At 70.4% G+C, this 13,710-nt stretch carries 13 protein-coding genes; 7 read left to right on the forward strand and 6 right to left on the reverse strand.

Annotated features, from left to right (window positions below; genetic code table 11):
* The first annotated feature begins 60 nt into the window (after window positions 1-60).
* The 5 genes from Pma05_RS33810 to Pma05_RS33830 all read left to right on the forward strand — a co-directional run bounded on the left by Pma05_RS33810 (window position 61) and on the right by Pma05_RS33830 (window position 3,914).
* Complete coding sequence (locus Pma05_RS33810; RefSeq protein ID WP_203861585.1) at window positions 61-1,347, forward strand: Tm-1-like ATP-binding domain-containing protein; 1,287 nt, start codon at window positions 61-63, stop codon at window positions 1,345-1,347.
* Window position 1,348: 1 nt separating this feature from the next.
* The gene (locus Pma05_RS33815; protein ID WP_203861586.1) at window positions 1,349-2,173 is read left to right on the forward strand and encodes a phosphoenolpyruvate hydrolase family protein; all 825 of its coding nucleotides are present in this window, start codon (window positions 1,349-1,351) and stop codon (window positions 2,171-2,173) included.
* Window positions 2,174-2,241: 68 nt separating this feature from the next.
* Window positions 2,242-2,655: a cupin domain-containing protein gene (locus tag Pma05_RS33820; protein WP_203861587.1), complete on the forward strand. Its 414-nt coding sequence runs from the start codon at window positions 2,242-2,244 to the stop codon at window positions 2,653-2,655.
* The gene (locus tag Pma05_RS33825; protein ID WP_203861588.1) at window positions 2,656-3,057 is read left to right on the forward strand and encodes an AraC family ligand binding domain-containing protein; all 402 of its coding nucleotides are present in this window, start codon (window positions 2,656-2,658) and stop codon (window positions 3,055-3,057) included.
* Window positions 3,054-3,914 (forward strand): NAD-dependent epimerase/dehydratase family protein, encoded by an 861-nt coding sequence (locus Pma05_RS33830; protein ID WP_203861589.1) that lies wholly within the window; start codon window positions 3,054-3,056, stop codon window positions 3,912-3,914. The genes Pma05_RS33825 and Pma05_RS33830 overlap by 4 nt, the downstream gene beginning before the upstream one ends.
* A 70-nt stretch (window positions 3,915-3,984) precedes the next feature.
* Here Pma05_RS33830 and Pma05_RS33835 read toward each other — a convergent pair whose 3' ends face one another.
* From Pma05_RS33835 to Pma05_RS33855, 5 genes are all read right to left on the reverse strand, one after another.
* Window positions 3,985-7,059 (reverse strand): glycoside hydrolase family 2 TIM barrel-domain containing protein, encoded by a 3,075-nt coding sequence (locus tag Pma05_RS33835; protein ID WP_203861590.1) that lies wholly within the window; start codon window positions 7,057-7,059, stop codon window positions 3,985-3,987.
* 11 nt (window positions 7,060-7,070) lie between these two features.
* Window positions 7,071-7,961: an aldo/keto reductase gene (locus Pma05_RS33840; RefSeq protein WP_203861591.1), complete on the reverse strand. Its 891-nt coding sequence runs from the start codon at window positions 7,959-7,961 to the stop codon at window positions 7,071-7,073.
* 1 nt (window position 7,962) lies between these two features.
* Window positions 7,963-8,877 carry a carbohydrate ABC transporter permease gene (locus tag Pma05_RS33845; RefSeq protein ID WP_203861592.1) on the reverse strand — a complete coding sequence of 305 codons (915 nt, stop codon included), beginning with the start codon at window positions 8,875-8,877 and terminating at the stop codon, window positions 7,963-7,965.
* 3 nt (window positions 8,878-8,880) lie between these two features.
* Window positions 8,881-9,765 (reverse strand): carbohydrate ABC transporter permease, encoded by an 885-nt coding sequence (locus Pma05_RS33850; RefSeq protein WP_203861593.1) that lies wholly within the window; start codon window positions 9,763-9,765, stop codon window positions 8,881-8,883.
* A gap of 148 nt (window positions 9,766-9,913) precedes the next feature.
* Entirely contained in the window at window positions 9,914-11,191 is a 1,278-nt protein-coding gene (locus Pma05_RS33855) for an ABC transporter substrate-binding protein (protein ID WP_203861594.1), read from the reverse strand.
* 298 nt (window positions 11,192-11,489) lie between these two features.
* Between Pma05_RS33855 and Pma05_RS33860 the strand changes: the two genes are divergently transcribed.
* Together Pma05_RS33860 and Pma05_RS33865 are read left to right on the forward strand one after the other, a co-directional pair.
* Window positions 11,490-12,239 carry an SDR family NAD(P)-dependent oxidoreductase gene (locus tag Pma05_RS33860; RefSeq protein ID WP_203861595.1) on the forward strand — a complete coding sequence of 250 codons (750 nt, stop codon included), beginning with the start codon at window positions 11,490-11,492 and terminating at the stop codon, window positions 12,237-12,239.
* Between the two features lie 15 nt (window positions 12,240-12,254).
* On the forward strand, window positions 12,255-12,665 hold the full coding sequence (locus Pma05_RS33865) for a carboxymuconolactone decarboxylase family protein (RefSeq protein ID WP_203861596.1): 411 nt from the start codon (window positions 12,255-12,257) through the stop codon (window positions 12,663-12,665).
* A 113-nt stretch (window positions 12,666-12,778) separates the two neighbouring features.
* Here Pma05_RS33865 and Pma05_RS33870 read toward each other — a convergent pair whose 3' ends face one another.
* On the reverse strand, window positions 12,779-13,654 hold the full coding sequence (locus Pma05_RS33870) for an SMP-30/gluconolactonase/LRE family protein (RefSeq protein WP_203861597.1): 876 nt from the start codon (window positions 13,652-13,654) through the stop codon (window positions 12,779-12,781).
* Between the last annotated feature and the right edge of the window lie 56 nt (window positions 13,655-13,710).

Below are 13,710 nucleotides of genomic sequence, written 5' to 3' on the forward strand. Positions count from 1 at the left end.
GGCGGAAACATCATATCGGACAGGGTTGACACGTTTCAAACTTGGCCTGAGGATGGATTCGTGACCGTTCCCACACCACGCCAGCGCAACGAGGGTCGGACGAGCCCCGCCTCCGTCGCACTCGTCGGCACTCTCGACACCAAGGGCACCGAGTACCAGTGGGTGGCCGACCGGCTACGTGAGCACGGCGTCGACGTAGTCGTCGTCGACACCGGGATCCGGGCCGCCGTCGGCTTCACCGACCCCATCACCATCGACCAGGTCGAGGTCGCCCAGGCTGGGGGCGCGTCGATCGACGCGCTCCGCGACGGCAACGATCGCGGCGCCGCGGTCACCGCCATGGGCCAGGGGGCCGCCGCGGTGCTCGCCCGGCTACACGACGAGGGCCGGCTCAACGGGGTGCTCGCGCTCGGCGGCAGCGGCGGCTCCTCGATCGCCGCCCGCGCCGTACGCGAGCTGCCGGTCGGCCTGCCCAAGCTGATCGTCTCCACCATGGCGTCCGGCGACGTCTCGCCCTACGTCGGCGCGAACGACGTGACGATGATGTACAGCGTCGTCGACATCTCCGGGGTCAACCAGGTGTCCCGGGCGGTGCTCGGCAACGCGGCGGCCGGCCTCGCCGCGATGGCCACCGCGCACGCGGCCCGCACCGCTCCGGCCGCGGCCCAGGCTCACGACCGGCCGCTCGTCGCCGCCTCGATGTTCGGCGTCACCACGCCCGCGGTGGACGTGGCACGCGCCCGACTCACCGAACTGGGGTACGAGGTGCTGGTGTTCCACGCCACCGGCGCCGGCGGCCGGGCACTCGAAGCGCTGGCCAGGTCCGAGCTGCTCGCCGGGGTACTCGACCTGACCACCACCGAACTGGCCGACGACCTGGTGGGCGGCGTGCTGAGCGCTGGACCGGACCGGCTCACCGCGGCCGGAGTCGCCGGAGTGCCGCAGGTGGTGAGCCTGGGCGCGCTGGACATGGTGAACTTCGGCCCGCGAGAAACCGTCCCCGAGCTGTTCGCGAACCGCCAGTTCTTCGTACACAACCCGACCGTCACCCTGATGCGAACCACTGCCGAGGAGAGCGCCGAGCTGGGCCGTCGGGTGGGCGCCAAGCTCGCCGCCGCGGCCGGTCCGACCGCGCTCGTGCTGCCCCGCGGCGGAGTCTCCGCCCTCGACGCGCCCGACATGGCGTTCCACGATCCGGCGGCCGACGCGGCACTCTTCGGCGCGGTGCTCGACGTGGTACGTGGCAGCACGGTGACACTGGTCGAGACCGAGCGGCACATCAACGACCCCGAGGTGGCGAACCTGGCGGCCGACCTGCTGCATCGCATGATCAGCGAGAGGAGCTGAGATGGATCGCGCGACAGCGCTGGAGCGGTTGCGGGCGACCGTCGCCGCCGGCCGGCCGGTCATCGGCGCGGGCGCCGGCACCGGGATCTCGGCGAAGGCGGCCGAGGCGGGTGGCGTCGACCTCATCATCATCTACAACTCGGGCCGGTACCGGATGGCCGGCCGCGGCTCACTGAGCGGCCTGCTCGCGTACGGCGACGCGAACCAGATCGTCGTGGAGATGAGCCGAGAGGTGCTGCCGATCGTGCGGGACACCCCGGTCCTCGCCGGCGTCAACGGCACCGACCCGTTCCGGTTGATGGGCAGGTTCCTGGACGAACTGGCCGCGATCGGCTTCACCGGCGTGCAGAACTTTCCCACGGTCGGCCTGTTCGACGGCGTATTCCGGCAGAACCTCGAAGAGACCGGGATGGGCTACGACCTCGAGGTCGAGATGATCCGGCAGGCCCACGAGCGGAACCTGCTGACCGCGCCGTACGTGTTCGACGTCGACTCGGCGGCGGCGATGGCGCAGGCCGGCGCCGACGTGCTGGTACCGCACCTCGGGCTGACCACCAGCGGCACGATCGGCGCGCGGACCGCCGTGACGCTGGAGGAGTCGGCCGCCCGGGTCCAGCAGATGCGCGACGCCGCTGTCGCGGTCAACCCGGACATCCTCGTCCTCTGCCACGGCGGCCCGATCGCCGAGCCCGAGGACGCCGCGTACGTGCTGCGGAACACCACGGGTGTGGTCGGCTTCTTCGGCGCGTCGTCGATGGAGCGGCTGCCCACCGAGCGCGCCATCACCCAGCAGGCGATCGACTTCAAGTCAATCCCGTTGCACTGATCCATCCCGTTGCACTGAATCCCGTTGCACTGAATCACCGAACGGAGAAATCTGCGATGACATCGGCCATGCGTGGACGTAGGCCCGACGAGGTGCCCACCCGCACGTTCGACTGGGGGACCATCAAGTGGCTGGTCACGCCCCACCTGGACGAGGGCGCCGGACTCACCACCGGTGAGGTCGTCATCTACCCCGGCCAGGGCCACGCGCCGCACGTCCACCCCAACGAGGAGGAGGTCATCTACGTGATCTCCGGCGAGGGTGCGCAGACCGTCGGCGACGGACCGGCGTTCCCGATCCGCGAGGGTGATGCCGTCTACATCCCGGCGAACACCCTGCACTCGACGGACAACACCACCTGGCGCCCGCTCCGCCTCGTCGTCGTCTACACCCCGGGCGGCGCCGAGACCGGGCTCGACGAGCTGCCGGACGCCCGCATCCTCGAGCCGGGCGTCGCCTCCCGATGGACGCAGGCCGGGTAGATGCCGGTCTACCAACCCGGCCAGTGGTTGAACCCGACGGACCGCCCGGACTGGTGCGACATCGCCGGCGCCGGGCGGTTCGCCGTGCCCACCGAGAACGGCCGATTCGACCGCCACTACCACGACGACCACGAGATCTGGTTCATCGGCGAGGGGAAGGCGAAGATCCTCGTCGACGGCGCGGAGCGCTACGTCCAGGCCGGCGACATCGTCCTCATCCGCGCCGGTGACGTCCACGACGTGGTCGAGGTGTACCAGACGCTGCGCGGGTTCTTCGTGGAGAGCGGACTGCCGCTCGGCGGACGCACCGGCCACCTGCACCTGACCGAGGCGGACGCCAAGGGGCATCCGGTGCCGGCCAGGCCGGTACCCGCCGACTTCCCGGCAGCGGTGACGAGATGAGTTCGCGCATCGCGGTCACCGGCAGCTCCGGCAAGCTCGGCAGGGCCACCGTCGAACGGCTCCGCGCCGACGGGCACGAGGTCCTCGGTCTGGACCTCACTGGTACGCCCGGGGCCGGCTTCACCCGGGTCGACCTCGGCGACTACGGGCAGACGCTGGACGCCGTGCTCGGGGTCACCGCCCGCCACCGGGGCCTCGACGCGCTCGTGCATCTGGCCGCCATCCCGGTCAACGGCCTCGTGCCCGACGTCACCACGTTCCACCACAACCTGACCGTGACGTTCAACGTGTTCCATGCCGCCCTGCGCGCCGGGATCCGGACGATCGTCTACGCCTCCAGCATCAGCGCGGTGGGCTTCCCGTTCACCGAGGCGCCCACGTACCTGCCGCTGGACGAGGACAGCCCGCACCGGGCCAACAACACGTACGGGCTGGGCAAGGTCCTCGAAGAGGCGATGGCCGCCCAGCTCGTCCGGTGGGAGCCGGAGCTGCGCGTCACCGCACTGCGGTTCACCAACGTGACCGGCCCCGGCGAGTACGGGCGGTTCGCGGAACGGGGCCACGACCCGGCGTACCGCCGCGACCTGCTGTGGAGCTACGTCGACGCGCGGGATGGCGCCACCGCCGTGGCGCTCGCGTTGGCCGCCGCCCGCCCCGGTTTCGAGGTGTACCACGTGGCGGCGTCCGACACCGGGCTCGCCGTGCCCAGTGCCGACCTGGTCTCCGGGGCGTTCCCGGACGTCCCGCTGCGCAAGGAGCTGGGCACCTTCGAGACGCTGATGTCCATCGACAGGGCCCGTGACCGCCTGGGCTTCAGGCCCGTCCACCTCTGGCGTGCCGAGCTCGCCGCCGACTGACCCGCCGACGAGTGTCCGACCCGGCGTCCCGCCATGGATCCCCGCGGTGGGGCGCCGTCGCACCCCACCGTCAACCGGAGATCGAGAGCCGCAGGCCGAACTCGTACGGCTGGATCGGGACCCGGTACCGTTCGGGCAACGCCGGCCCGCACGACGCGCTGCCAAGTCCCTGCTGGGCGTGGTCGAGATTGAGCCAGACCCGACCCGAGTCACGCAGTTCGTACGGGTGGCGGGCCTGGTCCAGCGCCTCGCTGGTCCAGCGCCGGACGGTGAACGAGAACCACGGCTCCCCCACCACCCGCAACACGGGCAACCCCTGCCCGGACAGCTCCAGCCAGCGGGTCTCGACGTGGTTGCCGTTCTCCTGCGGAAACGGGTACGGCGTCTGAAGCGCGTCGACGCTCGAGCTGAACCTGCCGACCCGGGCTGCCGTACGGCTGTCCACATAGGTCTCCCCCGGGCCGCGGCCGAACCACCGGGCCGCGCCGAAGCCACCGGGCAGCGCCATCCGCAGGCCCAGTCGGGGAAGCGTGATGCGGTGTCCGCCGATCGGGGTGTCCGCCCAGATCCCCTCGGGCTCGACCCGGACGGTCAGCGCCAGACTGGCATCGGCGCACAGCGCCCAGCGCAGCACCGCACGCAGGGCCAGGGTCTGGGCCGCCGGTCCGCTGCGCACCCGGACCACGAGCCGGTCGCCCGCCTCGGTGCGAACCTCGTCGACGCGGTGCAGCATCCGGTCGAGGCCGACCGCCCGCCAGCCGGCGACGAGGTCGTTCAGCGCGCCCTGTCCGTGGTCGTTCTCGGTCGGTGCCCGCCACACATCGAGTTCCGGGCCGTCCACCTCAAGCCCACCGAACCGGACCAGCCGGCCGGAACCCGGATCGAACTCGGCCGGGCCGAGGACCAGCCGGTCCCCCACGATCGCCGGGCCGGACCGGGTCGGCGGCCGAGCGAGCGCCCCCTCGGCGGCCAGCCCGACATCAGGTGGACGGACCGGCGGGACGGCCGGCGGACCGGCCAGCCCGACATCAGGTGGACCGGCGGGCGGGACGACTGGCGGACCCGCCAGCCCGACATCAGATGGACCGGCTGGCGGGACCGATTCGGCGAGCCGGCCCTGGCCCCAGGCCACCTCGTGCCCGGCCGATGCCCAGTTCGTGGCCGCGCCGAGCACGGCCCGCACAGTGAGCCAGCGTTCGCCGGCCCGGGCGGCGGTGCCGCGAGCCGCCTCCGGCAGCGGCACCCGGGCCGAGGATCGGGCCGGCACCGCGGGCGGGTCGAACTCGCCGGCCGCCACCGGCACACCGTCGTCCTCGACTGTCCAGGACAGCCGCAGATGGGCCAGATCGGACACGTCGTACCGGTTCCGCAGCGTCAGCCAGCCCGCCTCGGCGTCCACCGCGATGTCGACCGGCTCGATCGCCTTCGCGTACTCGCGTAGTCCGGGCGACGGCGTGCGGTCCGCGAAGAGCAGCCCGTCCAGACAGTAGCGGCCGCCGTTGGGCTGGTGGTCGATGTCTCCGCCGTGCCGAAAGTACCCGACGCCGTCCGCGGTCCGCCCGCGCAGCCCGTGGTCGATCCACTCCCAGACGAAGCCGCCACAGAACCGCTCGTACCCCTCGAGGATCCGCTGGTAGTCGACCAGCGACCCCGGCCCGTTGCCCATCGCGTGGGCGTACTCGCAGAGCAGGAACGGCAGGCCACGGCGGCGTACGTCGTCGGCGGAGCCCGGTTCCACGCCCTCGGGCGCCGGCTCCTCCCGCCGCCCGATCAGCTCCAGCTCCGCCAGCGACGGGTACATCAGGCTGTGGAAGTCGGAGTGCCGGTAGCTGCGGTCGCGCTCGTAGTGGATCGGCCGGGACGGATCGCGCTCCCGGATCCAGCGTTCGATCTCGCCGAACGCCGCTCCCGAGTCGCTCTCGTTGCCCAGTGACCAGACCACCACGCTCGGGTGGTTCTTGTCCCGCTCCACCATCCGCTCGACCCGGTCGTGCAGCGCCGCCCGCCACGCTGGATCGGCGGGCGGGTTGCCCTGCCACCCGGCGTAGATGAAGCCGTGCGTCTCGATGTCACACTCGTCCACCACCCACAGCCCGTACTCGTCGCAGAGCCGCAGGAACTCCGGATGGGGCGGGTAGTGGCTGGTCCGGACCGCGTTGATGTGGTGTTGTTTCATCAGCACGACATCGCGGCGCATGGTCTCGACGTCGAGGCAGCGACCCCGGTCCGGGTCGTGTTCGTGCCGGTTCACCCCGCGGAACAGCACCGGCGCCCCGTTGACGAGCAGCCGTCCACCCTCGACGGAGACGGTCCGGAACCCGACGGCGAGTTCGATCCGCTCGTCGCCGGCCCGCAGCGTCCCCCGGTACAGCCGGGGTGACTCGGCGCTCCACGGCTCGATGCCGGCGAGCGCCACGTCGACGCCCGTCGGTACCCGCAGGCCGAGCTCGGGGATCTCCACCATCCCGGTTACGTCGGCGTCCACCCGCAGCGTGCCGGTCCGGTCCAGGTGGCGGTAGCCGGCGTGGACGAAGAAGTCGTCGATGGATCCGACGGGCCGGGCGATCAGCTCCACGTCCCGGAAGATGCCCGGCAGCCACCACATGTCCTGATCTTCCAGATAGCTGCCGGACGACCAGCGGTGCACCCGGACCGCGAGCACGTTGCCGGTCGGGCGCAGGTGGTCGGTCACGTCGAACTCGAACGGCAGCCGGCTCCCCTTGGAGTGCCCCAGTTCCACTCCGTTGAGCCAGACCTGGCCGCACGAGTCGACCCCCTGGAAACGCAGCACGGCGTGACCAGGCGGCCAGCCGTCCGGCCGGTCGAACCGCAGCCGATAGTCGCCGGTCGGGTTCTCCCGAGGCAGCCGGGGCGGGTCGAGCGGGAACGGGAACGCCGTGTTCGTGTAGAGCGGCTGGTCGTACCCCTCGAGCACCCAGTGTGCCGGTACCCGGATGGTCGCCCAGTCCGTGTCGTCGAGGTCCGGCGCGGCGAACCCGGGTCCGGTACCGGCCGCCGTCGGGGAGAGCCGGAACCGCCACCTACCGTTCAGGCAGAGCCGAGGGGCGTCGGAGCGGAAGTCGGCGCGGGGCCGGCGTCGGCCGGCGCCGGGCGCGACGTCCTCGACGTAACGCAGGTCGGTCATCCAGGTGCCGTTCAGTCGTCGAGCGTGGTCGTCGGTGGTGTGCCGAGCCCGGCGACCGCGGCGAAGAAGCCGTCCGGGATCGGGAAGGCCGCCAGCTTTTCGAGTTCGGCCAGCCGGCCGAGGTCCGAAACGCCGACGACGGTCGAGTCGACGCCGGGTGCGGTCAACGAGAAGTGCAGCGCGGCGGCGGCCAGCGGCACGCGCCACTCCCGGCACATCCGGGTCAGCCGGTCGACGTGGCCGAGCAGTTCCGGCGGGGCGGGCCGGTAGCCGTAGCGGCCTCGCGCGTTCGCGGAACCGGCGAGGATCCCGCCGCCGAACGGCGCGGCGTTGAAGACCAGCATCCCCCGCTCCTTGGCCGCCGCGATGATGCTCGCGGCACTGGTGTCGACCAGCGTGTACCGGTTGTGGGTGAGCACCGCGTCAAAGGCACCGGTCCGGACGTACTCCTCGACGAGCCGGCGGCGACCGGCGGCGATTCCGATGGCCCCGACGAGCCCCTGCTCGCGCAGCGCGACCATGGCCTCGACCGCGCCGCCGGGCGCGGTCGCCTCGGCGAGCGTGATGCCGTACGGGTCGTGCAGGTGGTAGATCGGCAGATGGTCGACTCCGAGCCGCTCGACCGTCTCCTCGAAGGAGCGCTTCACCCGGTCCCCGTCGAACCCGCCGGTGGCCGGGTCGGCGTCCGCCTTGGAGAAGATGGTCGCCGGACGGCCGGGCTCCGACCAGTCCCGCAACACCGCACCGAGCAGCGCCTCGCTGCGCCCGCCCGCGTACGCGTTCGACGTGTCGACCTGCCCGAACGGCGATCGGAGCAGAGCTGCGGCCAGCTCAAGCGCGTCGGGTTCGGGGTGCCGGGCGCCGAGGCTCGAGGCCCCGAGGGTCAGTCCAGTAACCGTCATGTCAGCCCTTCAGCGAACCGGCCGCCAGGCCGGCCATGATCTGCCGGTTCAGGAACAGGTACAGCACCAGCATGCCGAGCACGTTGAGGCTGATCGCGGCGAACAGCGGCCCGTACTCGGTGGCACCGTACTCGTCGCTGAAGTGCAGCAGCCCCACCTGGACCGTGGCCAGTTCCTCCCGGGTGGTGAAGGTGAGCGCGATGAGCAGGTCGTTCCAGACGCTGAAGAACTCGACCAGGGCGATGGTGACGATCGCGTTGCGCATCATCGGCACCCCGATGCGGAGAAACGCCCGGATCATCCCCGCCCCGTCGATCGTCGCCGACTCGAAGACCTCCCGCGGGATCGCCCGGAAGTAGGCCGCCATCAGGAAGACCGTCAGCGGCAGGCCCATCACCGTGTACGTGATGATGAGCGGCCACAGCGTGTTGGTGAGGCCGATCTGGAAGTAGGCCGTGAAGAGCGGGACCAGGATCATCTGCCCCGGGACCATGATGCCGGCCAGGAAGACGAGCAGGACCGTGTTGCGTCCCTTCCAGACCAACACCTCCAGGGCGAACGCGGCGGCGATGCCGAGCACGATCATGAACGCCACCGACGGGACCGTGACCAGCACGCTGTTCAGCAGGTTCCGGGCGAGGTCGCCGCCGAGCCACGCCTCCTGGTAGTTGTCGAAGCTGAACTGCCGGGGCAGCGCCCATGTGGGTTCGGTGAAGAACTCGTTCTGCGTCTTGAACGAGCCGAGCACCAGCCAGACGATCGGATACACCTCGACGAGCACGAGCAGCGTGATGAGCAGACGTACCGGCAGCCGCCGCAGGGACCGGCCGGCCCGCCCGGGTCGCGCCGCCCGGCCCGGGCGCGACGGGTCGGGGCGCGTCGCGGTCGGCCTCGTTGCCGTGGACTGGATCGCCATGCCTCAGCTCCTGGTGTTGTCGCGTCGGGCCGACCGGAACACCGCCAGCGTGACCAGTAGACACATGATGGTGAGCACGAACGCGATGGTGCTGCCGTAGCCGTAGTCCGCGTAGTCGAAGACGGTCCGGTACATGAGCAGCGTCAGCGGGGTGGTCTGGCCGCCCGGCCCGCCGTCGTTCAGGGCCAGCAGCGTGTCGAACACCTTGATGGTGTTGTTCAGGCTGAAGATGACCGAGGAGAGCAGTACCGGCAGCGAGAGCGGCAGGACGACGAACCGCACCAGCCGCCAACCGGTCGCCCCCTCCATCCGGGCCGACTCCAGCACCTCGTCGGGGATGTCCAGCAGGCCGGCGTAGAGCAGGACGGCGAAGAACCCCATCGACCGCCACAGCTCCATGAGGATCGCCACGACGAAGGTGCCGCCCCCGGTGGCGAACCAGTCGATCGACGAGAGCCCGAACGCGTCGAGACCCGCGTTGACCGGACCGTCCTGCTGGCCGACCGCGAACAGGCTCTTGAACAGCAGGGCGACCGCCACTGTCGGCAGCACCGTCGGGAAGAACACCACGGTACGCACGAACGTCGACGCCTTGCGCAGCACGAAGACGTACATCAGCGCCAGGGCGTAGCCGAGGACTATCTGCCCGATGGAGAGCACGAGCGCGTACCGGAGGGTGAAGCCCAGCGCCGCGCGTGCCTGCGGGTCCCGGAAGAACTGGACGAAGTTGTCGAACCCGATGTACTCGTAGCCGCTGAGCGGATTGCCGGTGAAGAACGTCAGACCGAGCGACCAGAAGACCGGGACGAGCTTGACGCCGGTATAGACGAGCAACGCGGGCCCGAGCAGGATCAGGATCGCTTTTCTGTCGCCGAGGACGCTCTTCACATCGTTCCTTTCGAGGGGGCGACGCCGCCACCGAACGACACGACGGCGTGCCGGCGGGTGGGGAGCGGACCAGACTCGATCTGGTTCCGCTCCCCCGCCCCCGTGGTCGGGCACGTCCGCATGTTCCGCCGCATGGTCGCGCCTGTGCTCAGCGTGCCTTTTCCAGGTCGGCCTGCAACATCGCCATGTACTGCTCCGGCGACTGCTGGCCGGTCAGCAACAGCGCCACGTTCTTCTGCGCGTCCGCCGTGGTCTTCGCGTCCCACAGCGCCTCGAACCAGAGGACGGTCTCGGTCGTCTTGCTGACGATCGCCTGCAACTCCGCCGTCAGCGGCGGAATGGCGTCCACCGGCTGGTTCAGCCGGAACCCGGAGATCACTCCCTGGTTCTTCAGCACGCTGCTGCCGTAGTTCTCGGCGATGCAACCGAGCCAGTCGCCGACCTTGGGACCGTACGCCGCGGCGGACGTCGCGGTGGCCGCGCCCGCGTTGGCCGGCCACTGGCCACTGTTGCCCTTGCCGCCGTCGACGCCGGGGAACGGGATGAAGCCGACGTTCGACACACCGACCTTGTTCTGCGCCGGGTCGTTCAGGTTCGCCAGGAAGTACGAGCCGGTGTATGTCATCGCGGCCTGGCCGTTGAGGAACTGCGCGTTCGCGGCGTCGGCGGCCCGAGAGGTGACGCCCTCGCCGAACAGCCCCGCGCGGCCGAGATCGGCGATGGTCCGGGCCGCCGCCACGTACTCCGGGTCGGTCAGTTTGGCTTGACCGTTCTGCACCTTCGTCATCGCGTCCGGTCCGACGGACCGGAAGATGTAGTTGCCGATCAGGCGGGTGATCGGCCAGCCCTGGGCGCCGGCCTGGGTGATCGGCACGACGCCGGCTGCCTTGAGCTTCTCGGCCACGGCGACGAACTCGTCCCAGGTCGTCGGCGGGGTGACGCCGTGCTGGGCGAAGAGCGTCTTGTTGTAGAAGATGCCCTCGATGTTGTACTGGAACGGGAGGGAAGCCATGTTGCCGCCGTATGCGGACTTCACCGTGGCCGCCGCCGCCGGGAGGATGTCGTCCCAGTGGCCGAGTTCCTTGAGCTTCGTCTCGTAGTCCACGGTCAGTTTGTTCTTGCCGAGGTCGCCGTCCGGCCTGACCTGCGCGGTACCCGCCACGAACATCACCGGGAGGGCTTTCTGGCTGGCCAGCAGGGTAACCTTCTGGACCACGTCGGACTGCGCCACTGTCTCGCTGCTCAACGGCAGGGCGGTGTTCTGCGTCTGGCACGCACCGCTCGACAGCGCGGTGAGCTCGTTCCGGATGATGGCGTTCTCGGCGGGGGTCAGCAGGCTGAACGCGGTGGCACTGTCGCCGTCTTCGCCGCCATCCTCACCACCCGGGGCGCAGCCGGCGAGCACGAGCGTGGCCGCAGCACCCACCGCCGCAGACCGGACAACCCACCCACGCCGCCTCGTCGCTGTAGGGGTCACGTTTCCTCCTTGTGAAGCGCGATGGGAGATTGAAGCGTTTCAAGCGCAGAGGCTAGTGGTGGCCTCGACCACTGTCAAGCACAGGACAAGGCCAAATTGCACGTTCGTTATCTCCGGGGCGCGCACTGGGCGAGCACTCGTAACATTACCCGCGTTTGACACGTTTCAAGCAACATGGAAGCATGGCACCCATGATCGAAAGTAACGCTGAGTGTCGAAACGACGATCCGGACGTCCGGGTCGCGCCATGAGGTTGGCAGGCAAACGGGCCGTCGTCACCGGCGCGGCCGGAGCACTGGGCGGCGTCATCTGCGAACACCTGGCGCGCGAAGGCGCCCGGGTCGCCGGCCTCGACCTCGATCCCGTCGGGCTCGACGCGGTGGCCGAGCGGGTCCGCACGCACGGGGTGGACGCCTGGACGGAAGCGGTCGACCTCACCGACTTCGAGGCCGTGCAGGCTGCGGCGGAGCGCCTGATCGCGCAGTGGGGCGGCGTCGACATCCTGGTCAACGGCGCGGGCGGCGGCGCCGTCAGCTTCTTCCACGAAATGACCTACCAGACCTGGTCGACCCAGGTCGACCGGAACCTGACAACGGTCTTCAACGTCACCCGGGCCGTGCTGCCCTCGATGCTCGCCCAGCGGCACGGGCGGATCGTCAACATCGCCTCGGTGGCGGCCATCGCGGGCGGGCGACTGGTCCGAGGCGCCACCGCCTACGCCGCGGCGAAGGCGGGCGTGGTCGGCCTGACCAAGGCGCTCGCGATCGAGGTCGCCGAGCAGGGGGTGACCGTGAACTGCCTCGCCCCCGGCGCCCAGGCGACACCGGGCCGGGACAACGACACGACGGAACGGCGCGAGGCCCTGCTCAGCCAGATTCCCACCCGGCTGCTCGGCGAGCCGGACCATCTGGCCGAGACCGTGGTGTACCTGGCATCGCCGGCCACGGTGAACGTGACCGGGGTGATCCTGCCGCTCGACGGCGGGCATTCGATCTGACACAGGAGAAACCGCATGACCGATCGGTTGGCCAAGGGCAAGCGCAGGTTCGAGGAACTGTACGGCGAGGGCAAGGCCGACGGGCTGATCGCCATGCAGACCGGCCTGGCCCAGGACCTCGCCCGCTACGGCATCGAGTTCAACTTCGGCGACGTGTACTCGCGCCCGGGCCTCACCCTGGCCCAGCGGGAGATGATCACGCTCGGCGTACTGGTCGCGATGGGCGGGCTCGAGCCGCAGCTACGCGGCCACACCCGGGGGGCGCTCAGGGCCGGGATGACGCCCACCGAAATCATCGAGACAGTGATCCACACGGTGCAGTACGTGGGCTTCCCCCGCGCGCTCAACGCCATTCGGGTGGTCACCGACACGCTCGTCGAGAACGGCGCCGAGATCCCGGAGCCGTTGGGCCCGGACGCTGACTGACCCGCCAGCCGGCCCGGAGCACACCGGTTCACCGGCCAGGGCGCCGCAGGTTGCTCCACGCGGCGCTCGGCCGGCCCGCGCCGTGATCGCTGGCCGCGGCCCGGGGACCTGCGCTATCCGACACTCGGCCGGGCGTCCCGGGTGGTGGTCCGGATCCGGTAGAGGCTCGTCGCCCCGGTGATGAACAGATCCCGCCCGTCCTCGCCCCCGAAACACAGGTTGGACACCGGCTCCGGCACGGGTACGGCTCCCAGTCGGGTGCCATCCGGCGCCAACACCTGCACCGAGTCGTGGCTCGACGTCCAGATCCGGCCCAGCTGGTCGACCCGGAGCCCGTCCGGGAATCCGGGCTGGATCTCGGCCAGTACCCGGCCGTTGTGGCAGTGCCCGTCGACCACGTCGTATGCCCGGATGTGCCGTCGGCCGTCCGGGTGCCGGGCGAGCGAACTGTCCGAGACGTAGAGCACCCGCTCGTCCGGGGCGAAGGCCAGCCCGTTCGGGTGCCACATGTCGGTGATCACGCTGGTGACCTCGCCTGTCCGCTCGTCGAACCGGAACACGTGGCACCCGTCGTACTCCTGGACCGCGGGACGGCCCTGTGCGTCGGAGACGATGCCGTAGGGCGGGTCGGTGAACCAGATCGCGCCGTCGTCCGCGACGACGACGTCGTTCGGCGAGTTCAACCGCTTGCCGGCCCAGGAGTCGACGAGCGTGGTGAGCCCTGCGGCGGTCTCCCGCTCGACCGCACGACGCCCGTGCGAGCACTGCACCACCGCGCCGCCACGGTCGAGCGTACGGCCGTTGGTGAACTCCACCCCGCTGCGGTAGACGCTGGTGTGCCCGGACTCTAGGTCGTACTCCAGGATCCGGTCGTTGGGGATGTCACTCCATCGGACCCGCCGGGTCGCCGGCAGCCAGACCGGCCCCTCACCCCACCTGGCGCCTGTGTACAACGTTTCAAGCTCGGCGCCCGCCTGGATGATCGCCATCGCCTCAGCATGACAGATCCCGCTGCGCAACTGCGACTGAGCAGCCACCTGTTTGC

Source organism: Plantactinospora mayteni, assembly GCF_016862935.1.
Taxonomy (GTDB): Bacteria; Actinomycetota; Actinomycetes; order Mycobacteriales; family Micromonosporaceae; genus Plantactinospora; species Plantactinospora mayteni.

Excerpts from the sequence above, each read along its gene's own strand:
- Pma05_RS33815 (WP_203861586.1), top strand. The coding sequence starts at position 1,349 with ATGGATCGCGCGACAGCGCTGGAGCGGTTGCGGGCGACCGTCGCCGCC.
- Pma05_RS33820 (WP_203861587.1), top strand. The coding sequence starts at position 2,242 with ATGCGTGGACGTAGGCCCGACGAGGTGCCCACCCGCACGTTCGACTGG.
- Pma05_RS33825 (WP_203861588.1), top strand. The coding sequence starts at position 2,656 with ATGCCGGTCTACCAACCCGGCCAGTGGTTGAACCCGACGGACCGCCCG.
- Pma05_RS33830 (WP_203861589.1), top strand. The coding sequence starts at position 3,054 with ATGAGTTCGCGCATCGCGGTCACCGGCAGCTCCGGCAAGCTCGGCAGG.
- Pma05_RS33835 (WP_203861590.1), bottom strand. The coding sequence starts at position 7,059 with ATGACCGACCTGCGTTACGTCGAGGACGTCGCGCCCGGCGCCGGCCGA.
- Pma05_RS33840 (WP_203861591.1), bottom strand. The coding sequence starts at position 7,961 with ATGACGGTTACTGGACTGACCCTCGGGGCCTCGAGCCTCGGCGCCCGG.
- Pma05_RS33845 (WP_203861592.1), bottom strand. The coding sequence starts at position 8,877 with ATGGCGATCCAGTCCACGGCAACGAGGCCGACCGCGACGCGCCCCGAC.
- Pma05_RS33860 (WP_203861595.1), top strand. The coding sequence starts at position 11,490 with ATGAGGTTGGCAGGCAAACGGGCCGTCGTCACCGGCGCGGCCGGAGCA.
- Pma05_RS33865 (WP_203861596.1), top strand. The coding sequence starts at position 12,255 with ATGACCGATCGGTTGGCCAAGGGCAAGCGCAGGTTCGAGGAACTGTAC.
- Pma05_RS33870 (WP_203861597.1), bottom strand. The coding sequence starts at position 13,654 with ATGGCGATCATCCAGGCGGGCGCCGAGCTTGAAACGTTGTACACAGGC.